Here is a 21929-nt window from a genome sequence, read left to right as displayed (position 1 = left end):
AATTTAACACCGGCGAGTGACATAATGCACTCGCCCTTTTGGACTTCTCCAAAATCAGTCCCGCCTGTCCACCCTTTTTGCTACTGCCGCCGCTTAGCGGCCGTCTCCGTCCAATGGCGCCAGTGCCGGCAATCCCAACGCGTCACGCTGATTGGCAGCATTTGCCTCGGCCGCCTGCGCGTGCATCCGCGAAACGTCTTCAGAATCATAGACCAGTGGTAACTGGGCGGCGGGCGGATCGGCAAAACGAAACAGAAAATTGTAATTTTCAACTCGCACGTCAACGACTCCCAGGTCGGCGGCGACCAGGCTCCGCGTACCAATGTTATTGAACTTACTGTCGACTTCCATTTGATCTACGCGGATCACCGGCTCTCCGGTTCGAGTGTCGATTGCCAATAAATCCAAGGTTCGGGTCCCTTTCTGGGTCGTGGAAAACTCTCGAAAGGACCTGCTGAGGAATAGCAGCGGGCTGCTGGCGGCTTGATCAATGGTCACCCCCCAAGGGCTGTCCAGTTCCAATTGCCAACGCAGCGTGCCGTCGCTGCGGTTGATACAAAAGATAGGACCGTCAGTGTCCACATGTTCGCCAACTTCGTGAAATTTGCCGATGGCCGAACTGTCTTCCGGCGTTTTCCGGTGTTCACGACGCACCGCAGCGACAAGCCAAGCATCTTCCCATGTGATCACATTGATGTCACTTAACTCGCTCGGCAAAGTGACTTCATGGTCGGCGATCGCCACGCCGCGGAGCAGATCCCAAACCAGTAATCGTCCTTCGGCGGTGACCATAACCATCCGTTGCCCATCGATTAATTTGGCAAAAGCTCCCTCGAAATTTGGATTTTCGTCGTCGATCACTTTCACTTCCAGGACCACTTGATCCTGCATCGGCGCGCGAAGCCGGACGACGCGGTCGTATTTCTCGGGATCGTCTTCGCTCGGTTCGTTGCGTTTGGTCAGCACATGCGGACCGGCCACGGCGAAGACTTGCTCGCTGGGTTCCCAGGGGAGTGTTTCCAGCAGTTTGCCATCTTCGACTCGCATGACTTGCACGCCCGTGGATGCGGAGACCGCGGCTACGCGATTCCCGTCAGCGATCAAATAGGTATCCGCCGCGTGATTCTCGCTTCGCCACAGTTCTTCGTTGGTGGTGGCGTCGATGGCGATTAAGTCACGGTCTTGTAACAGAAAGAACCGTCGACCGACGATCGGCCCCATGCGCATCACGCCGGTGGTTAATTGGCTGCCGCGTCGTCGGCTAAGGATGTAGTGATGGGTGTTGTGTTTGAAGAAAGTCTGGGCGCTGCGGGAACGCACATTTCCATCGATTTGATTTTTCCAAGGGCGTCGCCAGAGCACGCCGTCTACCGGACGATCCTGAAATGCCATCAGGTCGATGGCGATCAATTCGTCGGGCATCAAGAGAATCATTAAACCGCCATCGATGTTGGCCTGAATCATATCGTTCTTCGCGCCGCCGGTATCGAATCGAACTGGGTGATCGATACCTTGGGGATCCCGCAGCAGGATCGAACCATTCTGGTCGGCTTGAGGGTGCCAATTTTTTAAATGTTCGCCGTGCCGAGCGACAACTTCGATGGGGCTGCGATCGTTCCCGCGAGCGAAGTTCTGGTTCTCGCTTGCGCTGGCTGACATAGTCACTCCACCGGGCCAAGTCGGCGTTGTCAGCATTGTCGTCAGGGTCTTCTCGAGCTCGTCCGTTTCGGCCCGCGAGCTGTCGGTTAATTGCTGGAGTTGCTGGCGGGCATCCGCGGCAAAGCCAGCTCTCAAGTAAAGCTCGGCGAGGGCGATTCGCCAGCGGTCTTGCCGCGTAGCATCTTGTTGCAGTTCGGCAGCCCGCAACGCTTGGCGAGCATAACGTTCAGCCCCCGCCCAGGCACCATCGTCAACGGCCGTGTCGAATAGTCCTGCCAGAATCGTATCGGTGCCGGCGAAGATGCCAAATTGCATGATCGCGCGACGTTGCACCGAGGGAGGATCACCCAGCATGGGAGCGGCGAAAGCATCGATCATCGCGGTGATCCGCGGCCGCTGGTCGGGCGAGGTAAATTCCCAAGCTTCACGGGCTCGCGCGGCGATCCAGGCATCCAAGCTGGCCACTGTCGTTTCGCCGTTGAACAACATGTCCGCCTGGGCCACATGTTGGGTGCGATCGTCACGGAGCACGATGCCAGCCAGCGCCAGCAGGTGTTCGATCGCTTGTAGACCTTGCTCGTTAGCCAACGCATCGGCAGTTTTTAGCCGCAATAATTCGACCCGTTGGGGGTTAAGTTCGATTAGCGACTCAAGCAAATCGGTCGTCTCTTGATCGGGCTGTTTGCCGTTGCGAATCGCCGTCAGCATCGCCTCCACCAAGCGGCTCCGCACCTCTTCATCGGTGGGCATCAGCTCCCGGGCTCGCATGAACCAATCGATTGCTTGTTCGTTATCGCCTTGTTCTTGCAATAATTCGCCTTGTCGGATCATCGCCCAAGCGTCATTGGGATTATCGGCCAGCCGTTGTGGGACTTCGGCGCGGAGTGCATCTTCGGAGTAGGCCACTGTCAATTGAGTGGCAGTTTGACTGACGATGTTGCCATCGACGGCCAGCAGATTGCCCAGCGGAAATTTGACTTTACGTTTCTGCGTGACTTCGCCGCTCGATAGATTGATTTCCCAGATCTCTTGAACGCTGGTTGGCAGCAGGTAAACGCCATCGCCGAAAACTCCCGTGCCGGTGACTTGTTGCTCCTCATCGAGCGTGACCGGAGAGGCCCAAGTGGGATTACCTGAGTTCAGATCGAAGGCTTGAACCATCTGCGGGGCGACCAACAGAAATTGGCCACCGCGGACACCGGCCAAGTAGCTGAAACCACTGCGCAAGATCCGAGGCCACAATGGTTCGCCAGTCAACAAATCGAACCCGTAGAGGGCGTCCATTTCGATCGGCGTCACGATGACTTTGCCATCTTCGATTAAGGGGGTGCCGCTGTACCAGCGATCCATCAGTTCCAGCGAGTCGGAGCCACGAGCGCTGCGACGCGAGCGTCCCATGGGAACATTGGTGTCATTTTGCGGTAGGTACTGGCCCCACAACAACGCGCGGCTGGTTAAGTCGACAGCCACCAGGGCGCCGCCAGCGGTCGGGCAGACCAACACACCATCACTGTACGACGGCATCGCACCGCCGACGCGTCGCAAAGGATCCGATTGGATCGAGCCCCCTTCGTTGGCCAACAATTGCTGTCGCCAAAGTTCGTTGCCGGTACGAGGATCCAAGCAGAGCAGATAGGTGTCCCCTGCGAGTTCCGTCATTTGATACAAAAGCCCGTCGATCGGGAGCGGAGGCCCCATAAAAAAGGCATTAGCGAGGCTGTTCTCTTCCGGTTCGTTGCCGCTCTTGCCACGCTTCCACAGGAGTTTGCCTTCGCTGGCCAGTTCCAAAGCGACCAGCGTGTTGGAGCCGGTATCGGCGGGGCGAATGGCTTGCGCGCGCAACGGTCCCAAGCCGATGCTTTCCACCGCTCCCAAGTCCATCAGCATAAAAGCGCGTTCCCCGTCGCTGCTGAGTCGGCCATAAGGCAAGTCGTTCCAGACACGTTGAATCAAAAGTTCGCTGGCGTCTTGAGGCGGAGCCATGAACATTGGTCCGCCGAGCATCTCCGGCTCGGCCGTTTCCACGCTGCTCGCCCAGGGATATTCCCAGATCCGCAGCCCCGTCTCAAAATCGACCGCCATCATCCGTTCGGTGGTTCGCATCAGGAGTTGGTTACCGACCTTGATGGGAAACCAAGCGGGTGGAAGCAAGCCGTTGTCGGTTTTCGTCGCGGCAAAGTTCTCCAAGGCTCGCTGCTGTTTCTGGCTGTTGCTGGTCGGCAATTCCCAGCGAAACATGCTCAGCGGCAGACTTCCCGCACCAGGACCAATCGCGGCTGGACCACCGTGCGCCATGTGTGTCGCGTCTTCGGGTTGTGGGCGCGCTTTGCTGGTGCTGCCAAAGTTTTCCGCCAGCCAAGTTGCCTGGTCACCGGCGGCCGGCGGAGCACTTTTTCCTACCGCCAGTTTGATATCCCAGCCAGCTTGCTCGGCAGCGCGTAGATGTTCACCGGCGGCGGCTGTGCGGCCAGCCAAGTGCTCGGCTTCTGCCAAAGCGACCAGCAGCGGGCTGCCGAATTCTTTTCTTGCCGCGGGTTGCGCGGCTAAGCGACGCAGGATTGCCACCGCCGCCACGGGACGCCCTTCGCTGATCTCAAGGGCGGCGGCCAACCAAGCCGCTTGGCGGCCAGCTCGCGTGTGTGAGTAACGCCGCACCACTTCACCGAGCGTCTTGCGGTCGTTGGCTGCGGTGGCGGTGGCCAGCATCTGCTGCGCTTTCGCCCCGTAGCGGAGTTCATAAATTTCCAGGCCGGCGGGGGGCAATTTGCCGAGCGTATCTTCCGCTTCTCGCAGCAAACTCCGAGACACCTGGCCGGCCGTCTTATCGGCTTCCAAGAAAAAGTCTTGGCCGGCTAAATCGGCGTCCTGCTCGGCGATCGTCTCACGAGCCAACAGGTCGCCCAAAACGACGACGGCATCTCCGTAACGCTCTTGCTCAATCGCGCGCCCCGCTTCCCGAATCCGTTGGGCGATCGCTCGCGGTGGCGCGTTAAACCGACCCCGCGAACCGAAGGCGTTTCCCGAGCCGGGAAAAATCTGAGCGTCGACTGGCAACATCCCAGCCCACCAGACGCCACCGGCGACCAGCAACACCAACCAACCATTCCTTGCCATGTTGAACCGCATATTTGCTAGAGTTTCGCCGTCAATTCTGCTGACACCGCTGCTGCTTTTGATTATTCGTACGACCATTTCATGATCCACGGATCTTCCATCTCCTCTTGATGCTGACGCAAACGATTCTTGTAATCGCTCAGCACCGAGGCAAACTTGGGGTCGTCGGCCAAATTTGTCGTCTCGTCGGGATCATTTACTATATCGTAGAGTTCAAAGGCCGGGCGATGCACGTACTGGTCGACCGTTTTTTGGCCGTAAGGAGTATCGGGCCCCTGCAAGTACTGGGCTTGCCAACTGGAAGCTGCCCATAAATCAGACGCGAATGGGTAGGGTAACCCGTGGGCGATATTCCAAATGAGTTTGTACTGTTTGTCTCGCACCACCCGCATCGGGTAATACATCTGGATTTCGTGGAACGTGTGCGAAGCAAAGATGGTATCCCAATGCTCCTGCTGGGGCTTCGCCAACGTAGCCAACCAGGAGCGACCGTGGTAGCTTCGAAACTGGTTGCCGCCGCTGCGGTTTTCCTTGAGAGCCTCCCCCCGCTCTCGCCAAAATTGATCGGGATTCACCCAGCTGCTGGGACCGTTCGTGGCGGCGTCGAGTCCCCCCGCAAAATCTAACAGGGTCGGGGTGATATCGATGTGGCTGACCAGCGCTGCGGTTTCAACTCCGCGAGTTGCCACGTACGGATTGCGGACGACCAGCGGAACGCGGAGCCCCGGTTCGTAGACGGTCGTTTTGCCGCCCGAAAATGCCATCCCGTGATCGGCCGTGAAAACAATCATCGTTTTGTCATACAAGTCATTCTCTTTGAGGATGTCGATTAAACGGGCGAGACCAGCATCCACGCGGGCACACGATTGATAGTACTGTGCGAGCTCACTGCGGGTTTCCGGCGTGTCGGGGAGAAATTTAGGAATCGGGACTTCCGCGGGATCAAAGAAAACCTCGTCCACTCCCGGATACGCTTCGCGATTCGGACGGTTGCCAAACAGGTCAGGCTGAAGACGCAGTTCGGATGTTTTGTCGAGGCCACCACCCCGGTGCGGATCGGCGGTGCCGAAGTACAAAAAGAATGGACGTTCGTCAGTGCGATCCCCAAGAAACTCGCGACAATTCTCAGCCATCTTTACCGGGTTCCGCGCAGGCCCTGATAAGTACGTTTCAAAGTGGTACACCGGTTCGGGCGCGACGTGATACTTGCCGATCTGCGCCGTTCGATACCCGACGTTGGCCAGCACTCGCGGCAGCGCCAGACTGACCACGTTGTGGTAGGAAGCGAATTTGTGAAAGTGATGCGTATGGCCGTACTGACCATTCTTGTGGTTGTGCAACCCCGACATCACCACCGAACGGCTGGCGCTGCACGAAGCTGTGGTGGCAAAGGCGTTGCGAAATAGCACCCCGTCGGCGGCCAACACATCGAGCGCGGGCGAATGGGCCACTGGATCGCCGTAGCAACCCAGCGTGGGACTCTCGTCGTCGGTGATGAAGAAAATAATGTTCTTTTCCGCGGCTTGTCCGAGTCCGCACCAACTTCCGCAGATCAGCAGCACGAGACTCAAACGCAGCCAACGCCACTGGCGGTCCAATGTCGGAGATTGATCGAGCGACCCAGCGTGGGCAGACCGAGCATCGCTCGACGCTGGATGCGAAGCTGCGAGCTTGGTTGGGAGCTTGGTTGGGATTCGTTGGGCAAGGCACATAGGAAAACAGCACATGAGAAATCGGAGAGCCTGGCGAGGGAACATGTTGTCAGGGCGTCGCACTATTGAAGGTGATCTTTACTCCGATCTTAGCAGACAGTTTAGAAGCCATGCGAAAACCATTTAGCTTTTTCGACATCCGCGGCGAGGCTATTATTCTAGCAGACTGGCTGCGACGCAGTTTTGAGTTAGCTTACAGTTGGCTTGGAGTTGGCCGGGTGGCGCGCGTGGCTGTTCGATCTGCAGTGTTCAAAAGTGTAGTTCGAGGCCTCCATCTGACGGCTTGGGATTGCGAATTAAGCCCCTTTCCGACTAGTCTCTTTGCTAGCTCAACTGGCTCATCTCTTCCCTTAGTTTTTCAGCTGGGCTGCTGGCGATTGCGTTTCGCACTTTTCACGGGGATTCAACCGCATTGAAGTCGTCCTCGCATTTATCGAAATCCCCCGGTTTGTCGTGGTCGGAACGCCTGCGAAAGCGATATGCCTTGCAGCTGGACCCCAGCTTGGCGGATTGGTTTGACGCTGGCTTGTGGCAGCGGGCAGGGACGGGTGAATTTAACCAGCCGGTTTCCCCCGACATGTTGCTGGCGGCGGCCCCCGATGTGATTTGGCCTGGCTTGATGCTGCCCGATACATTGCCCTTGCTGGGCAACAAGTACGGTGATTGGCTCTGTTTGCGAGTGGGTGCCGATGACGGGGCTACCGAAGTGGTCCATTGGTATCACGGTGGCGGCGATTGGATTCCATGGGGCAGGACGCTGGCCGAGGCCATTTATTTTGATGCGATTCGCCAGCGGTTGCCAGGGCGTCGACAGACGCACGCCGTGGCGGCAGAGCCCCAGCGGATTGGTAGCAGCGACGATGTGTTTTTGCAGTGGGCACTGGGTTGGCTGCCCCCCGCCGCGTCGGAGTGGATTGCCGGCAACGACGAGCCAATCGCGGTGGAGAGGCTGTTGGAGAAAGATATTGCTTCCATCGCGGTGCACTGCGAAGCGGTGCTGGCAGCGTTGGATAGTGAGTTTCGCCAATTGATGAATCCCGAACTGGCAACGGAGCTGGGAATTGCATGGGAGCCCGATGCGGTTAGTTGGTTATTCGATCATCGCCATGTCGACGCAGGGCATCGCCAGCGGATCGAACAGACTCTCGGCCGCACCGTTTCCTTTGAGCAAGATTGGTCGACCGCGTTGCAGCACAGCGCGGCGGTTTGTCGCTTGCGGGACGATCTGAGTTGGGCCTGGGATATCGCCGGTTGGGCACACGAGCGGGCGGGTCAGTTGAGCGATGCTCACAATTATTATTGTCAAGGCGCGTTCGCGCTCGCTTTCACCGACCAATCGGTGCGTCTGCGCTCACACTGGTATCCGGCGGCGACGGGAAAGTTCTCCACCTGGCGCTCCTTGGCATTATCAACAAGTTCTGAGCAGCCCAGCGATGATCGCTCGGTGCAAAAACAAGAGGATGATCTAACGCGGCGATATTTTCAGACAATCGCCGTCGCGAACGCGAGATCACTGCGAGCCACCGCCACCGAGTTTTGGGGGCGGGAGGGAGAACTGCTGCTGGAGGCGGGGCGTCCCGACGAAGCTTATCGTGCTTTTTACCGCAGCGGGTGGGACTTGGGCATTGATGCGATGAACGAGTTTCGCCAGCAACTGCGCCTGTTGGTTTCGGCCGCCGAACAAGCTGGTCAAGAAACACGAGCCGCAGTTGCGCAAACGCATTATGACTGTTTGCTGGAACGCTTTGGCGATTGAACCACCGGCCGGAGCGACCACAGCAAGCCGCTCCATGTGAACAGTGCCAACAACCAACTGGGCCACCACCAAGCCGGTTGATACTGAAAATAAATCTCATAACTTCCAGCCGGCAAGATAATACCTTGGGCGATCAGGTCCACTTGATGAACCGTCGCTGCGACCTCGTCTCCGACTGATGTTCCTTGAGCGTTGCCAGTAAGATCACGAACGGTCGCACGCCAATTACCATCTTGATATTGCATGACGGTTAAAAGGCCGGCCGCGGGGGTCGTGGCTCGCAAACGAAATTTGCTCGCTGCGTAGCTGACAAGTCTCAGTCCGGCCGTCGTCACCTGTTGCTCGCCCCCGGTCACTTCGTCACGTGTCACATCCCCAGCGGGAACAGTTGAGTTGATAAGTTGGCTGTCCACGATCGGCACGCGCCCTCTGCCCTGCTCCGAAATCTCAGCGAGCAACGCGTCGACCCGCTCGGCCAACTGTTGACGATTCATAGGCGGGGCGGCGACGCGATAATTTTTCGACCAGCGAATGATCGGTTGTCGCTCGGGCAAGGGTTGATGGTTTAACGTCGGTTGTTGATTGGCAACTTCGCGGTGGGAAGTTCGCGTGACGATTGCGCCGGCGGCTAAGAAGTTGCCCACCCGAGCCCGCAACTCGGCTACGGTTAATGCTTTGCCGGCTCGGAATGATGCTTCATTTAAGCGGCGTTCTTTCGCAGCCAGCGCATCCCAAAATACCTTGGCCACGGCCGTGTCGACTGAAACGTGGTTATTCAGCACGTGCACACCGGCGGCCAGATGCCAGCGGACAAACCACGTTTCCGCTTGCCCAGCATCGACGGCGGCTAAGCGGTTCGGGCCAGCTGGTTGCTCGGCCCAGCGACGCGGCCAGGCTTGCTCGTCGGTAAACAACAAATAACGTGGCGGGAAACTTGGTGTCTTTCGGAAATCGGCGGGCACGTCGTCTTCGCTGGACATTTCGTCTTGGCTGGGCACGTCGTCTTGGCCAGCGGCGTTGGCCGTGATGGGTCGCAGGGGACTCGGCACATTGGCCGTGGTGTGCAATTGCCAACTGGCAACGCAGCTCAATTCGATCACCGTCAGAACCAGCAACCAGATCCAGCCCTGCTGGCGGCCGATCAACGCCTGAATCGCCACGCCGACCAGCCAGGTTTGCAGGCACGATAAACGGATGGCCCGCAGCGCGCTGTCGACGTTCAGAGGCCCCCAAAAAGGATCGTGCGTCCTCGGACCCTCAGCTAACTCGATCATCATCTCGCGGATCATGGGCAGCCAACTGAAAAACGCCACCAGCAGGCTGCTCCAGGCAACGATCATAGCGAGCCGACGCAGCATCATGATGCTCTTTGCATCTTGCCAAGTTAGAAATCGGGAGGCATGCATCGCCAGCCCCAGGGCGACAAAGGGCAGCCACTTGGCTGGATAACGAAATTGGCCGTAGCCGGGGATCAGGGCCACCAACCACCAATAGGCACCACCGACCGCATCGCCCCAGGCCCACTCAGCCGGCCCGCCGCACCAATAGCTGACCGTGCGAAGCAGATAGACCAGGCCAAATCGCCCGGCAGCCAGCAGCAGCGCGACAACGACGATCAATAACCAATGATCGATTCGCCGCGTCGCACCGATCGTGGCCAGTGCTGCTAGGAGGGCAAACAATCCGGCGTACAGCGTCGGTGTCCAATTGCGTTCCGCTGCTGAGAAACCATCCTGCCAACGTTCATTCCGCTCGGCGAACAACCCAGAAACATAAGGTGAGATGAGCTGCGGCAGATACCATGGCGGTACGCTAAAGTCGTAAATGTCAGCGGCATGCGTGGCGCGGTCCGGACGTCGGAATAGTCCAGCACCGATAGCATCCGTCCCATCGCGAGGATTGGCGGCAGCCGGCTGAATGCCTGCCGATAACAACGCTGCGGGTAAGGTGGGAGGTTGCGTCTGTTGCCGCCAGCTCTGCCCGGCCCAGTCGTAGCTGGCGGCAATTTGTGGCGCGGCCGCAGCCGAGGTGCAGAGACTGACTAACATCAAACGGGGCATCACACGAACTAACCGGTGCCAGATCGTTGCTTCTGGTGGACGCGCAACGAAGGCGAACAAGCAAGCGATCAAGATCACGTGCACCGCCGTCTGGGGATCCCCCCCTAGCACTGACATCGACAGCGGCAACGTGGCCAGCGCGAGCTTGCGGAAGGTAATTCTAGCGTTGCAAAGCTGCAGCAGACTGAGCAAACTCCAAGGCAACCAACTGGCACCAACCAGGAACGGTGGATTTGTATAGAGATAAAAAACACATCCGCTGTATGGATAAATGACTGCGGCGAACAACGCGGGACCGCGAGCCGCGTCGGCATACCGTGCCAATCGATAGCTGCCCGCACCGGCGATCCACAAGTGGACGAGCACGTAGCATCCAATTGCATTCTCAATCGGTAAGCCCAGCAGGAACAGCAGCCGGCCGGGATAGAAGAGTGCGGTCGTTGTCTCACCGGCCAGCGACACGCCGAAGCGATCGAGCGGGCTCCAAATTGGAAACAGCGACTCGGTCGAAAAACGTTGCAAACAAGTTTGCAGCGGCGAGTAGAAATGAGCCACATCGCGAAACGCTAGTCGCTGGTCTCCCACCGCCACGGTCAGCAGCACCAAGGCAGGTGCGCTGACCAGTAACATCGCCGCAAGCGTTAGAGAATAGCGGCGGATGAGCAATGGCGAAACCAATTACGTAGACAAAACCGGTAATGGGCCGATCATGCTTTGGCCTACTTGGGGTTCTTGGCGGCTCGCACCATTCCACGTGCCCGCAGTAAGGCCGTATCGCGGATTTGGGTTAACTCGGCGGAACCACCTGGCAGTTGCGAAGCGGTTTCTAGTGCTGCTTCCGCCTCAGCCACATCTAACTCGCTGGCCGCAATGGCTCGCGAAGTCAAAACTGACACCACGTTATCTTCGACTTGAGCGAAGCCGCCATCGATAAACCAAGCTTGTGAGCCGGTTGGCAAATCGAGTTTCAGCAAACCATATCCGAGCCGACCGATGAGTGCGGAACGTCCGGTCGCCACACCCAACTCGCCGTCATACATTGGCAAGGTGAGATAGCTGGCTTCGCATTCCAGTTCGGTCCGCTCCGGCGTGACAACAACACAGCGAATAGCCATGGTCTACTTCCCTTCCTCAGCCATCTTCTTGGCTTGAGCTTCAGCTTGTTCAATCGAGCCCACGTACATGAAGGCACGCTCGGGTAAGTGGTCCCATTTACCGCTGCAGATCTCTTCGAAGCTGCGGATCGTATCGGCCAGCGGAGTGATCTCACCCGCTTTGCCAGTGAACACCTCAGCGACCAAGAATGGTTGCGACAGGAAGCGTTCGATACGGCGTGCGCGGTGCACGATCAACTTGTCCTCTTCGCTCAATTCATCCACACCGAGAATAGCGATGATGTCTTGCAGTTCTCGGTAACGTTGCAGAATCGTTTGCACGGTGCGGGCAATCGCGTAGTGGCGTTCGCCGACATATTGCGGATCGAGAATCCGCGAGTTGGAGGCGAGCGGGTCGATCGCCGGGTAAATACCCTTTTCCGAAATCGATCGCTCGAGATAGATAAACGCGTCGAGCTGACCGAAGGCGGTCGCAGGTGCGGGGTCGGTGGGATCGTCAGCTGGCACGTAAACCGCTTGCACCGACGTGATCGCGCCCTGTTTGGTGGAGGTAATTCGCTCTTGCAAAGCACCCATTTCGGTCGCCAGCGTGGGCTGGTAACCGACCGCTGAAGGCATCCGTCCGAGCAACGCGGAGACTTCACTACCCGCTTGTGAGAAGCGGAAAATGTTATCGATAAACAACAGCGTATCGGCGCCGGTCGTATCGCGGAAGTATTCTGCCATCGTCAACGCCGAGAGGGCAACCCGCAGACGCGAACCTGGTGGCTCGTTCATTTGGCCGAAGACCATGCAAGTTTGCTCGATGACTTTACGACCCGTATTGCCGATCTCAGTCTCTTGCATTTCCAACCACAGGTCCGTTCCTTCCCGGGTGCGTTCACCGACGCCGGCAAACACGGAGTAACCACCGTGGCTGCTAGCAATTCGGGCGATCAACTCGGTCAGAATAACCGTCTTGCCCAAGCCAGCACCGCCGAACAAGCCGGCCTTACCACCACGCACGAAGGGGGTCAACAAGTCGACCACCTTGATCCCCGTCTCGAACACTTCGGTGTTTGTTGACAGCGTATCAATCGTGGGAGCTTGGCGGTGAATCGGCCAGTAGTCGTCGGCCTTCACGTCGCCTCGTTGGTCGATCGGTTCACCGAGCACGTTGAAAACGCGGCCGAGCGTCTCTTTACCGACTGGCACGGAGACCGGTTTGCCGGTGTCTTGGACATCCATGCCACGCATCATGCCTTCGGTGCTACCGAGCGCGATGATTCGGACCCGACCGCCGCCCAGGTGCTGTTGCACCTCGCCCGTCAAGTCGAGCTTCACACCCTTGTGCTCGCCTTGAACTTTGACGGCATTGTAGATAGCTGGCATGCCATCTTCTGGAAACTCGGCGTCGAAAGTCGAACCGATCACCTGGGTGACGCGGCCGACCGCTGGCGTGGTGGCGGTGGACATGGCGTTATGATACTCGCGGGGAAAAACGGTTGAATGTTAAATGATTTCGCTAATAAGTTGGCCGGTGATTTACTTGGCCAACGCCTCGACTCCACCAATGATCTCCATGATCTCCCCAGTAATCTGGGCTTGGCGAGCACGGTTATACGTCATTGATAGTTGTTTAATGATGTCGCCGGCGTTTTCCGTGGCACTCTTCATGGCAATCATCCGAGCCACTTGCTCGCTGACCGCCGCGTCGAGGAAACACTTGAAAAGCCGAATCTTAAAGCTCGTGGGTACGACTTCCTCAAGCACACTTTCCGCCGAAGGCAAAAACTCGTAGTCGGCGTTTGCACCACCGGCATCGGGTTCAGCGCCCTCTTCGGTCAATGACCCGAGGGGCAACAGTGTTTCGATTACCGCTTCTTGCCGCGAAGTGCTAATGAACCGCGTGTAAGCGACATCCAAGCGGTCCAATTTGCCCGTCAAAAATTGCTCGAGAAAATGATCGGCAATCTGTTCGACTTCAGCGTAGGCGGGTTGATCCTCAAACTGCGTGTAGCTGGCATCGACATCGATACCGCGAAATTTGAACGACCCGATTCCTCGCTTACCGCTGACTTCCAATTGCACGGCGGGGAAATCTCGCTTGAATTCCTGCAGTCTGGGGTTAGCGATCCGCAGCACCGAAGAGTTGTAGCCGCCACAAAGCCCGCGGTTGCTGGTCAAGACCAACAACGTTGCCGACTTGACTTCGTCCCGACTCTCCAACAGCGGGTGTTTGACTTCCGCGCCGGCGGCAGCCAATTGCGAAACGATCTTGGTGATCCGCTCGGTGTAAGCTGTCGCGGCCGAAGCACGGTCCATCGCTTTGCGATAGCGCGCCGTGGCAATCAACTCCATCGTTCGCGTTATCTTGCGAATGTTGCGAATGGACTTGCGTCGTTTGTCGAGAGCACGTGCGTTTGCCATGTAACGATTACGGTGTAACGAAAGGCGGTTGTGAGTAGGCTTGGAACTGGCCGGCCATTACTAGCTGGCAGGCTTAAATGCTTGGTTGAATTCGTTCAGCAATTGCTTGAGGCGATCTTCCATGTCAGCCTTCAGCTCTCCACTCTCGGTGATGCCGGTCAACAAGTCGCCATGTTTGTCGCGGATAAAGTTCAGGAAGTCCGCTTCCCAGCGTGGCACTTCCTTCACAGGAACCTTGTCCAAGAAGCCTTGCGTACCGGCGTAGATGCTAAGCACCTGTTCGGCCACGGGCAACGGTTGGAACTGAGGCTGCTTGAGCAATTCAACCATCCGATAACCACGATCAAGCTGACGCTGGGTGTCGGCATCGAGGTCGGTACCGAGTTGAGCGAAAGCTTCCAGAGCACGGAAGGCAGCCAAGTCCAAACGCAAACCGCCGGCGACTTTCTTCATCGCTTTGATTTGAGCCGCACCACCGACTCGCGATACCGAAATACCGACGTTCATGGCGGGGCGAATCCCGGAGAAGAACAAATCCGGTTGCAAGTAGATCTGGCCGTCGGTGATCGAAATCACGTTAGTGGGAATGTAAGCCGAAACTTCACCTTCGAGTGTCTCAATGATTGGCAGGCTGGTCAGGGAGCCACCGCCCAAAGCGGCCGACAACTTGGCGGACCGCTCCAACAAGCGGCTGTGGCAATAGAACACGTCCCCCGGGTAAGCTTCCCGGCCTGGTGGACGCCGCATCAACAAGCTCATCTGCCGATAGGCGGTTGCTTGCTTGGACAAGTCATCATAGACGATCAAAGCGTGTTGGCCGTTGAACATAAAATGCTCGGCCATCGCCGTACCAGCGTAAGGAGCGATGTACTGCAGCGGTGCGGGCGAGCTGGCCCCCGAGCAAATCACCGTCGTGTACTCCATCGCCCCGTGACGCTCGAGCACATCCACGATACTGGCGATCGCTGAGTCTTTTTGGCCGATAGCGACGTAAAAACATTTGACGCCGGTGTGTTTCTGGTTGAGGATCGCATCGATGGCGATTGCCGTCTTTCCGGTTTTGCGGTCGCCAATGATCAACTCCCGCTGACCACGTCCGATCGGCGTCATCGCATCGATCGCCTTGATCCCAGTCTGCATCGGCTCGGAAACGGGTTGCCGCTCGGCAACTCCGGTGGCGATAACTTCGACGGGACGGGTCTTGTCGGATTGGATCGGACCTTTGCCGTCGAGCGGATTGCCGAGAGGATCGAGCACGCGACCCATCACGGCGTCACCAACCGGCACGCTCAACAGCGTGCCCGTTGCTTTGACCTCGTCACCTTCCTCGATTGTTAGATAGTCGCCGAGGATGATCACGCCGACGCTGTTTTCTTCCAAGTTAAACGCCAGCCCGGTGGCCCCGTTGGGAAATTCCACCATTTCACCAGCCATCACGCCGCTGAGGCCGTAAACGCGGGCGATCCCGTCACCGACTTCCAGCACGGTGCCCACTTCGCGAACATCGATTTTGTTCTCAAAGTTTTCGATTTCTGCTTGCAGAACCGAAGCGATTTCGTCGGAGTTAAACTTCATCCGTCTGTTCCTGAGGGAGCGACATGCCGGTCAGCCAAGCCACCAGCGGTCGTGTGTTTCGATATGCTGAGGTTGTTTAAACTACTTTGCGTTATCAACTTTTGTCGTCAATTTGCGTCGCCTCGGTGGGCAGCACGCAAAGGAGCTGACCACGTATGCTGACACGACTTCATCGTCAGCCGGCGGGAGTACCGCTGGCGAAACGATCTGAGGTTTCAATCAATTTGCGAGCGAAAACTTGGCGAGATTTTTTCGCCATCGTCTCCAAGCGTCCCGCCACGCTGGTGTCGTAAACCGTATCACCAACCCGAATCAGCAGACCGCCAACGATTTCCGGGTCGACCCGTTCTCGCAGCACAATCTCACGCTGCCAGGCATCCCCGAGTCGCTGCACGATCGATGCCCGCAGTTCGTCGGTCAACGGAACCGCCGTGCGGACTTCCGCAACCAATCGACCCAGCGCTTCATCGCGAATTTCCCGCGCCGCGTCAGCGATGTAGCTGAGTTGCCCCAACCGTCCCCGACCGGCCACGACTTTGAGAAATCGCAACAGGGTCACGTCCAGCTTATCCGCGAACAGTCGATCGATGATGTTTAATTTCTCTTTGGCGTCCACGCGTGGGGAGGCGAAAGCCACCGCCAGTTCGGGATGCTCGTTGATCACATCCCAGCAGACCTGTTCCAGCTGTTCCACCACGGTATCGGCAACATCCGCTTTAATCGCAGCTGCCACCAACGCCTGGGCGTAAATCCGCCCCAGGTGCTCAGCACCTGGATCGAGAACCGTTTCGTGTCGGACTTTTTCGCCCACGTGAGTTACTCGTCAGAAGGTAATCTGGAAAACATAGAGGCCAGCAAAACGGGCCAGCGTCGCAGCCAACCGCGGCCGCCCCGCTTTCATTCTATCAATTTCGACTGGGCAGCTTGTCGAGCGATTGGCGAATCAAGTCAGCATGATCGCCCTCGTTAAGTTCGCGGCCTACAACTTGACGGGCCAACGACATCGCCAAGTCCGATGTTTGATTCGCCAGCTCGCCGATGGCAACCACTTTGGCCGCCTCAATGTCGCTGACCGCTCGCTCGCGCTGACGATCGGCATCCGCTTTCGCTTCGGCCACAATCTTAGCGCCTACTTGCTCGGCATCACGACGCGCTTCGGCCAGCATCGACTGCACGGTCGCTTGCGCTTCGCTCAACTTTTGTTGGTACTCGGCCAAGCTAGCCTGTGCTGTCTCGTTGGCTTGCTTTGCCGCATCCAAGTCAGAGTGAATCTTGTCTTCGCGAGCTTGCAAACCCTCGAGGACTTTCGGCCACACGAAGACCCCCAAAATGGTCAACACCAACAGGAAAATCAGCAGATTCCAGACGGCAGCCCCCGGGTTCAAACTCAGCAAGCTGGGTTGATCGCCAGTGGCATGGTCTCCTTCGGGATGATCTCCTTCGGGGTGTTCATCGTTGGGGATGTTCCCCGCGGGTACCTCTCCCTCAGACTCATTCACCTCGGCGGGGAAATCAGTTTCGTCGACCTCCGCATCCTGTACGAAACCACCAGCCAACGTGGGAGCCGATACGAAAGCCAGCGATAAGCTGACCGCGAAAAAACAAAGCCAGAAGCGGCCGATGGTTACGCCAGACATATTTATTGCTCGGGATATCATTACAAAACCTATTCCAGGGCCGAAAGCCAAAGCACTATCGTAAAGCCCCACACTTGACTCACATTACATCTGACCGTGCCACGCATGGAACTCCGGAGAGTGGAGCCTCTCCGGGTTACCAGCGGCACGGCCCAAATGCCTTGCAGCCCACGTTCAGCCCTTGCCTCAGACAGCTCTCATCAGCATGCGCTGCGTGCAACGTTCACTGCCGGCAACGCTCACTGATGGTCAAACTGCCCTGTTGGCTCGGACCGACGCTTTGCTCTAGGTCAAGTAGGCGAGAATCAAAGCGATGACGGTCACCCCTTCGATCAACGCGGCGGCGATCAGCATGTTCGTGCCGATACGTCCACCCGCTTCAGGCTGCCGGGCAATCGCTTCAACGGCACTGCCGCCAATTCGACCGATCCCTAGTCCAGCCCCAAGCACGATCAGACCCATGCCCAAACCAACCCCCATCTTGTAGAGGTTACCGTCTTCAGCTTGTGCCAACATCATCATGAACTCAAACATCTTCTCGGTGCTCCTGGGTACGTTACCAAAAGTGGTTTCGAAAAAGTGCTAATAAACTTTAAAAAGACAACGACTTGATTCTACTAAACTCTTATCAACCGCGGCTAAAGCCAACACGGTTCATGGCTTTCAGATCAGCATTCAACCTAAGCACCGGGGGCTCCTGCAAGTGCTGTTGGACGAATTACCTTGTCAACATCCATCTGATTCTCATCGCTCATCGGATCGTGCGCACCATGCTCGCTCTCTTCGTGCTCGTGGACCGCACCCGAAGAAATGAACAAAACTGTCAAGAACGTAAAGATGAACGCTTGCAATAATGAGATGAACAACTCCAGCAACGTGAGCACGGTTCCTCCCAGCAAGACGGCAAACCCTACGCCCCAACCTAGCGAAACGCTGTAGCTGGCGGCGGCGAAGATCAAACCGACGAACGCGGCGATCACCAAGTGACCCGCCATCATGGTTCCAAATAATCGCATGGCAAGCACCACGCACTTGATCAGCAAGCCCATCCACTCCAGCACGAACAACATTAGCCCGATCGGCACCATGATCAATGACTCAGGAAACGCGTGCTTCCAGCCGACCGGATTAAAGTGGCCAAAGAAATGCCCAGCACCCGCTTCGCGAATACCAATCGCAACCACCGCGATGAACGAACCAATCGCCAACACCCCGTTGAGTGACAGGTTGCTGGTCGCCGTGCCACCCCAATGCTCCAGGTGGGAATCCCCGCTGACCAACGCCAATGCGTAACCAAAGGGTACTAGTCCTAATAAGTTGGCAAATAGGATGAAGAAGAAAACGGTCCACAAATAAGGCATGTACTTGTCAGTCAAATGCCCCAAGTTGGGCCGCGCCACTTCGTCGCGAACGAAGACACACATTGTTTCGAATAACTTAGTAAACCAGCCCCGTTTCTTGGGAACCAATTCACCATCCGCCGCAGGTGCCATTTTGTTGGCTAACAACCAAAACACAATGATCGTCAACATACCGGCGACCGCCGTCATCATCATGTGATTAGTGATGTAAAAATCGTAGTGTCCGTCATAAATGCCCAACACCGGCAAATCAGTACCAGCGGGTGCGACGGGTAAGCTGAACAAGCGACCGGTCAGGTTGTGCGGCAGCACATGGTCTACCGGATTCGCAGCAGCTATCGGCATGAACGGTCTCATGATGAACGCTTTCCTCCAACAAGATTTGTTGTATTGGCTGTCGGAGTCGGTGCAAGTCGATTGATATATCGAATGATCACAAATAGGTCCGCAATCAGAATTAATGCGTACCACGCGACAAACGATAATATGGCGACCCCCGATTCGGCAATGCCCCACTTAATAATTCCAATTGAGCCAATCGTGGCCACACCGCCCCGCAGAGCGATGCCGATCAACAGCACACTGGCTAGCTTGTCAATTTCAAACATCCGCCAGCAAACCAAAGGCAACTGTCCAACAACCCCCGACGCCAACCCAACCAAACCGAAGAGCAGGCTGGTTTCCAAGGCATCACTATCTGCACTGGCAATGGAACTAAATGCAGCGACCAGCAGACAGCCCCATCCCCAGCCAACTAGCGGACCGAGCAGTAGTTTGAGTCGCAGCGAGAATGGCACTGGCAAAGGAGCCAGGCAGTCGCGGGGTGAGGCCCCATAAGACGTTGATGAGACGGAAGTGGTCAAGAAAAAAATGCCTGAGAATTGCTAACTGTGAAAACAAATACCTAAAGCTCGAATGTCTCAATCTCGGTTATACGCTGCGGCAAGTCGCAACAAATTGGCGAGTCCCAAGGCAAAGCCCAATAAGCCGCCGATGAGAAATCCCCAATCGCCTTCCCAGGCGAAAAAAGTGTCTGCGGCGAATCCCAACCCGGCCGAAACCAAAACCGCGCCCGCCAACTCAATTCCCGCTCCGGCAAACCGCAGAGAGCTCGGACGATCGCCTTTTCGCGGTTGCTCATTCATTGCTGTCTTATTGTTGCTGTTCCCAGCCTGCTGCTAATCACCGAGTGTGAGATCAAAGGCGGAATTTGCACTCAACTGCTTTGCCTTCCGCAGCCTAACAACCAGCGAATCGCTGGCGGTAAGCTAGAGCCAGCCCAGGAGAGTGTCAACCTACCGCCTAGCAAGCAACTCAAATCGTCGCAACTTCGCTTAAATTTAACCCCACGGCTTGGCTACGTTAGTCGCTGCGACGGCATGTCGCACACGGGGAATGTAAAAAATCGAGCAGACTGGTTGGCTATTTGCGACTGATCGCTGCCCGCGGCGGCTTTGGAAAACGCCATTTACGATGAGGGGGGGGCACACACACCACCCGTGAGTTTAGTGGACACTGAGGTGACTTGGGCTGACTTTACCGGCAAGCGAACGTGCGTATACTTGTGAATCAAAGTGCCATTGATTTGCGTAAATACTCGCGCAAAGTTGCTTTCATAGCCCTTAGCTGTTTGTTTTGTTGAATTCGTGAATGCCGAGACTAGAAATTTTGCGAGGTTTTGGCATACTAAAGCGTGATGCATGGAAGGAGGTTGGAATCCAAGCCGTTGAGCTGACAATTTGCTCAACAGCGTCTGGCTGCGAAAACCTCATCGGATCATGGAGGGTAAGTCAAATAATTGGTGATTTGATTCACCGCGGTGCAAGACCGGGCAACACCGAGACTCAATTCAAGCCGAAAGGGCTTCCTCTTGATTACCAACGCTGACCTGAAGTCACAGACGCGGCGCGATCTTGCGGATGCCGCCCGAGAGATCGGGGTCACCGGCTGGCACTCAATGCGTAAAGACGAATTGATCGATGCCATCCGCAAGGCACAACGATCTTCGCGGCGGAAAACTTCAGGGAAAAAATCCACACCCGGTGAGCCTGCAACGAAACAGTCAAGTGCTGCGAAACCGAACCGCAGTGGAAAAGCTCGTGGCAGCAAAGCCGCTGGCAACGATCAGCGAAAGCGGGGCGAGCAGTCCAAAGCGGAGAAATCCAGCACATCGAAGCGGCCAACGGCGAAAACTCAGCCTCGCAAGTCGGCAACCGGCAAACCGGCGGCTGATAAATCAACCGCGACGAAAAGCGGCACGGCAGCAAAGTCAACGAAATCTACTAAGACGCTGAAGTCGGTCAGCGGCAGGGGGGCTGCGAGTGGTCAGTCCGAGCCGGTCACTGCTGACAACGGAACTCGCAAACCGACCGCCCGTAAGCCGAGGGAAAAGGGCAAGCCGACCGCGACAGCTAACCCCAACACTTCGGTGAAGAGTCCGAGTGCGGGGCAAGCTGATGCTGGGCAACGTACCAGCTCTGCCGCGACGGCGGAAAAGTCAGCGAGCGGCACGCCTTCCCCGCGTAGGTCCCGCAAGAGCCGCTCGAAAGCTCCGCAGCGTGCTCCTACTGCCCCGCAAATCGTCAAAGTAGTTCGCAAGCAGCAAGCGGATGCGGAGGCCCGCAAAGATTTGTCGGCTTGCGTTCGCGTCAAGGCTGCAGCGACCGGCGGAGGTGGTGCAGAAGTTCGAGAAAAACCAGATCGCATCGTGCTGATCGTTCGTGACTCCTATTGGTTGCAGGCAACTTGGGAAGTGTCACGCGGCTCGGTGGAGCGGGCGCGGGCTGCGATGGGTGCCGATTGGCATGCCGCCGAACCGATGCTGCGATTGGCAGAAGTCGGCCACGGGTCGAGCGTCAATTCGGCGGAGCAATTGGTGCGAGACATCCCAGTCCACGGTGGCGTTAACAACTGGTACATCGATGTTGAAAATCCGCCCGGACGATTCCGAGTGCTGATTGGGTACCGCGCTAAATCGGGGCGATTCCACACCCTCTGCCGCAGCAACATCGTGCACACTCCGGCCCCCGGCGCTTGCGATCCCATCGATGGGCACTGGCAGGATATCGCTGAGGATTACGAACGCATTTACTCGCTCAGCGAAAACGATAACGGCACCAGCTCAAACGACTTGCGAGAGATGTTCGAGGAGCGTTTGCAACGTCCCATGATCGACCTCTCCGGTGATAACTTTATCGGCGGCTCCGATTTCCCCTTCCGCCGCGAACGGGAATTGCCTTTTGAGGTTGATGCCGAGCTGATCGTTTACGGTTCGACGACCCCCGGTTCAACCGTCACGCTGGCAGGTAAACCTGTCAAGCTCTCCGCCGATGGATCATTTACCGTCCGCATGGAATTGCCTGACAAACGCCAAGTCATCCCCGTCGTTGCTTGCTCGCGAGACGGGATGCGGCAACGCACCACCGTGGTCGCCGTGGAGCGAAACACCAAGGTTATGGAACCGGTCTCGCGGACCAGCATGGATTGATTGGCTTTTGTTCCATCAGCCGCCTGGCGCCAGAGAGCGGCTTT

Annotated in this window: 15 protein-coding genes; 2 read left to right on the top strand and 13 right to left on the bottom strand. The window is 57.0% G+C overall.

The genetic code is table 11. The features are described from left to right. Positions 1 to 93: 93 nt before the first annotated feature. Together SH139x_RS14850 and SH139x_RS14845 are read right to left on the bottom strand one after the other, a co-directional pair. A complete protein-coding gene (locus tag SH139x_RS14850; protein WP_488350564.1) occupies positions 94 to 4851 on the bottom strand; it encodes an outer membrane protein assembly factor BamB family protein in 4758 nt (1585 codons plus the stop codon). Continuing rightward, the gene (locus SH139x_RS14845) at positions 4836 to 6335 is read right to left on the bottom strand and encodes a sulfatase family protein (protein ID WP_488350563.1); all 1500 of its coding nucleotides are present in this window, start codon (positions 6333 to 6335) and stop codon (positions 4836 to 4838) included. Before SH139x_RS14845 ends, SH139x_RS14850 begins: the two co-directional genes overlap by 16 nt. Before the next feature lie 562 nt (positions 6336 to 6897). On the opposite strand from SH139x_RS14845, the gene SH139x_RS14840 reads away from it, so the two are divergent. Next, entirely contained in the window at positions 6898 to 8241 is a 1344-nt protein-coding gene (locus SH139x_RS14840; protein WP_488350562.1) for a hypothetical protein, read from the top strand. On the opposite strand, the gene SH139x_RS14835 is transcribed toward SH139x_RS14840, so the two are convergent. From SH139x_RS14835 to SH139x_RS14785, 11 genes are all read right to left on the bottom strand, one after another. Continuing rightward, on the bottom strand, positions 8208 to 10931 hold the full coding sequence (locus SH139x_RS14835) for a hypothetical protein (RefSeq protein ID WP_488355972.1): 2724 nt from the start codon (positions 10929 to 10931) through the stop codon (positions 8208 to 8210). The genes SH139x_RS14840 and SH139x_RS14835 overlap by 34 nt on opposite strands. 89 nt (positions 10932 to 11020) lie before the next feature. Beyond that, entirely contained in the window at positions 11021 to 11416 is a 396-nt protein-coding gene (locus SH139x_RS14830) for a F0F1 ATP synthase subunit delta/epsilon (protein ID WP_488355971.1), read from the bottom strand. 3 nt (positions 11417 to 11419) lie between these two features. Next, complete coding sequence (atpD, locus tag SH139x_RS14825; protein WP_488355970.1) at positions 11420 to 12871, bottom strand: F0F1 ATP synthase subunit beta; 1452 nt, start codon at positions 12869 to 12871, stop codon at positions 11420 to 11422. Positions 12872 to 12940: 69 nt separating this feature from the next. Further along, on the bottom strand, positions 12941 to 13825 hold the full coding sequence (gene atpG / locus SH139x_RS14820; protein WP_488355969.1) for an ATP synthase F1 subunit gamma: 885 nt from the start codon (positions 13823 to 13825) through the stop codon (positions 12941 to 12943). A 60-nt stretch (positions 13826 to 13885) separates the two neighbouring features. Continuing rightward, positions 13886 to 15400 carry a F0F1 ATP synthase subunit alpha gene (gene atpA / locus SH139x_RS14815; protein WP_488355968.1) on the bottom strand — a complete coding sequence of 505 codons (1515 nt, stop codon included), beginning with the start codon at positions 15398 to 15400 and terminating at the stop codon, positions 13886 to 13888. 175 nt (positions 15401 to 15575) lie between these two features. After that, complete coding sequence (gene atpH / locus SH139x_RS14810; protein ID WP_488355967.1) at positions 15576 to 16211, bottom strand: ATP synthase F1 subunit delta; 636 nt, start codon at positions 16209 to 16211, stop codon at positions 15576 to 15578. A gap of 94 nt (positions 16212 to 16305) precedes the next feature. Then, on the bottom strand, positions 16306 to 17037 hold the full coding sequence (gene atpF, locus SH139x_RS14805) for a F0F1 ATP synthase subunit B (protein ID WP_488355966.1): 732 nt from the start codon (positions 17035 to 17037) through the stop codon (positions 16306 to 16308). A 285-nt stretch (positions 17038 to 17322) separates the two neighbouring features. Continuing rightward, entirely contained in the window at positions 17323 to 17571 is a 249-nt protein-coding gene (atpE, locus tag SH139x_RS14800; protein WP_488355965.1) for an ATP synthase F0 subunit C, read from the bottom strand. A gap of 146 nt (positions 17572 to 17717) precedes the next feature. Beyond that, a complete protein-coding gene (gene atpB, locus SH139x_RS14795; RefSeq protein WP_488355964.1) occupies positions 17718 to 18743 on the bottom strand; it encodes a F0F1 ATP synthase subunit A in 1026 nt (341 codons plus the stop codon). Between the two features lie 8 nt (positions 18744 to 18751). Then, the gene (locus tag SH139x_RS14790) at positions 18752 to 19261 is read right to left on the bottom strand and encodes a hypothetical protein (RefSeq protein ID WP_488355963.1); all 510 of its coding nucleotides are present in this window, start codon (positions 19259 to 19261) and stop codon (positions 18752 to 18754) included. 57 nt (positions 19262 to 19318) lie between these two features. Continuing rightward, positions 19319 to 19543, bottom strand: a complete 225-nt coding sequence (locus SH139x_RS14785; RefSeq protein WP_488355962.1) for an AtpZ/AtpI family protein — start codon at positions 19541 to 19543, stop codon at positions 19319 to 19321. 725 nt (positions 19544 to 20268) lie between these two features. Here SH139x_RS14785 and SH139x_RS14780 point away from each other — a divergent pair. Beyond that, on the top strand, positions 20269 to 21885 hold the full coding sequence (locus SH139x_RS14780) for a DUF4912 domain-containing protein (protein ID WP_488355961.1): 1617 nt from the start codon (positions 20269 to 20271) through the stop codon (positions 21883 to 21885). Positions 21886 to 21929 lie beyond the last annotated feature (44 nt).

Source organism: Kothea flammea (genome assembly GCF_052161645.1).
Classification (GTDB): Bacteria; Planctomycetota; Planctomycetia; order Pirellulales; family Pirellulaceae; genus Laterigemmans.
This window is presented reverse-complemented; position numbering and strand designations above follow the sequence as displayed.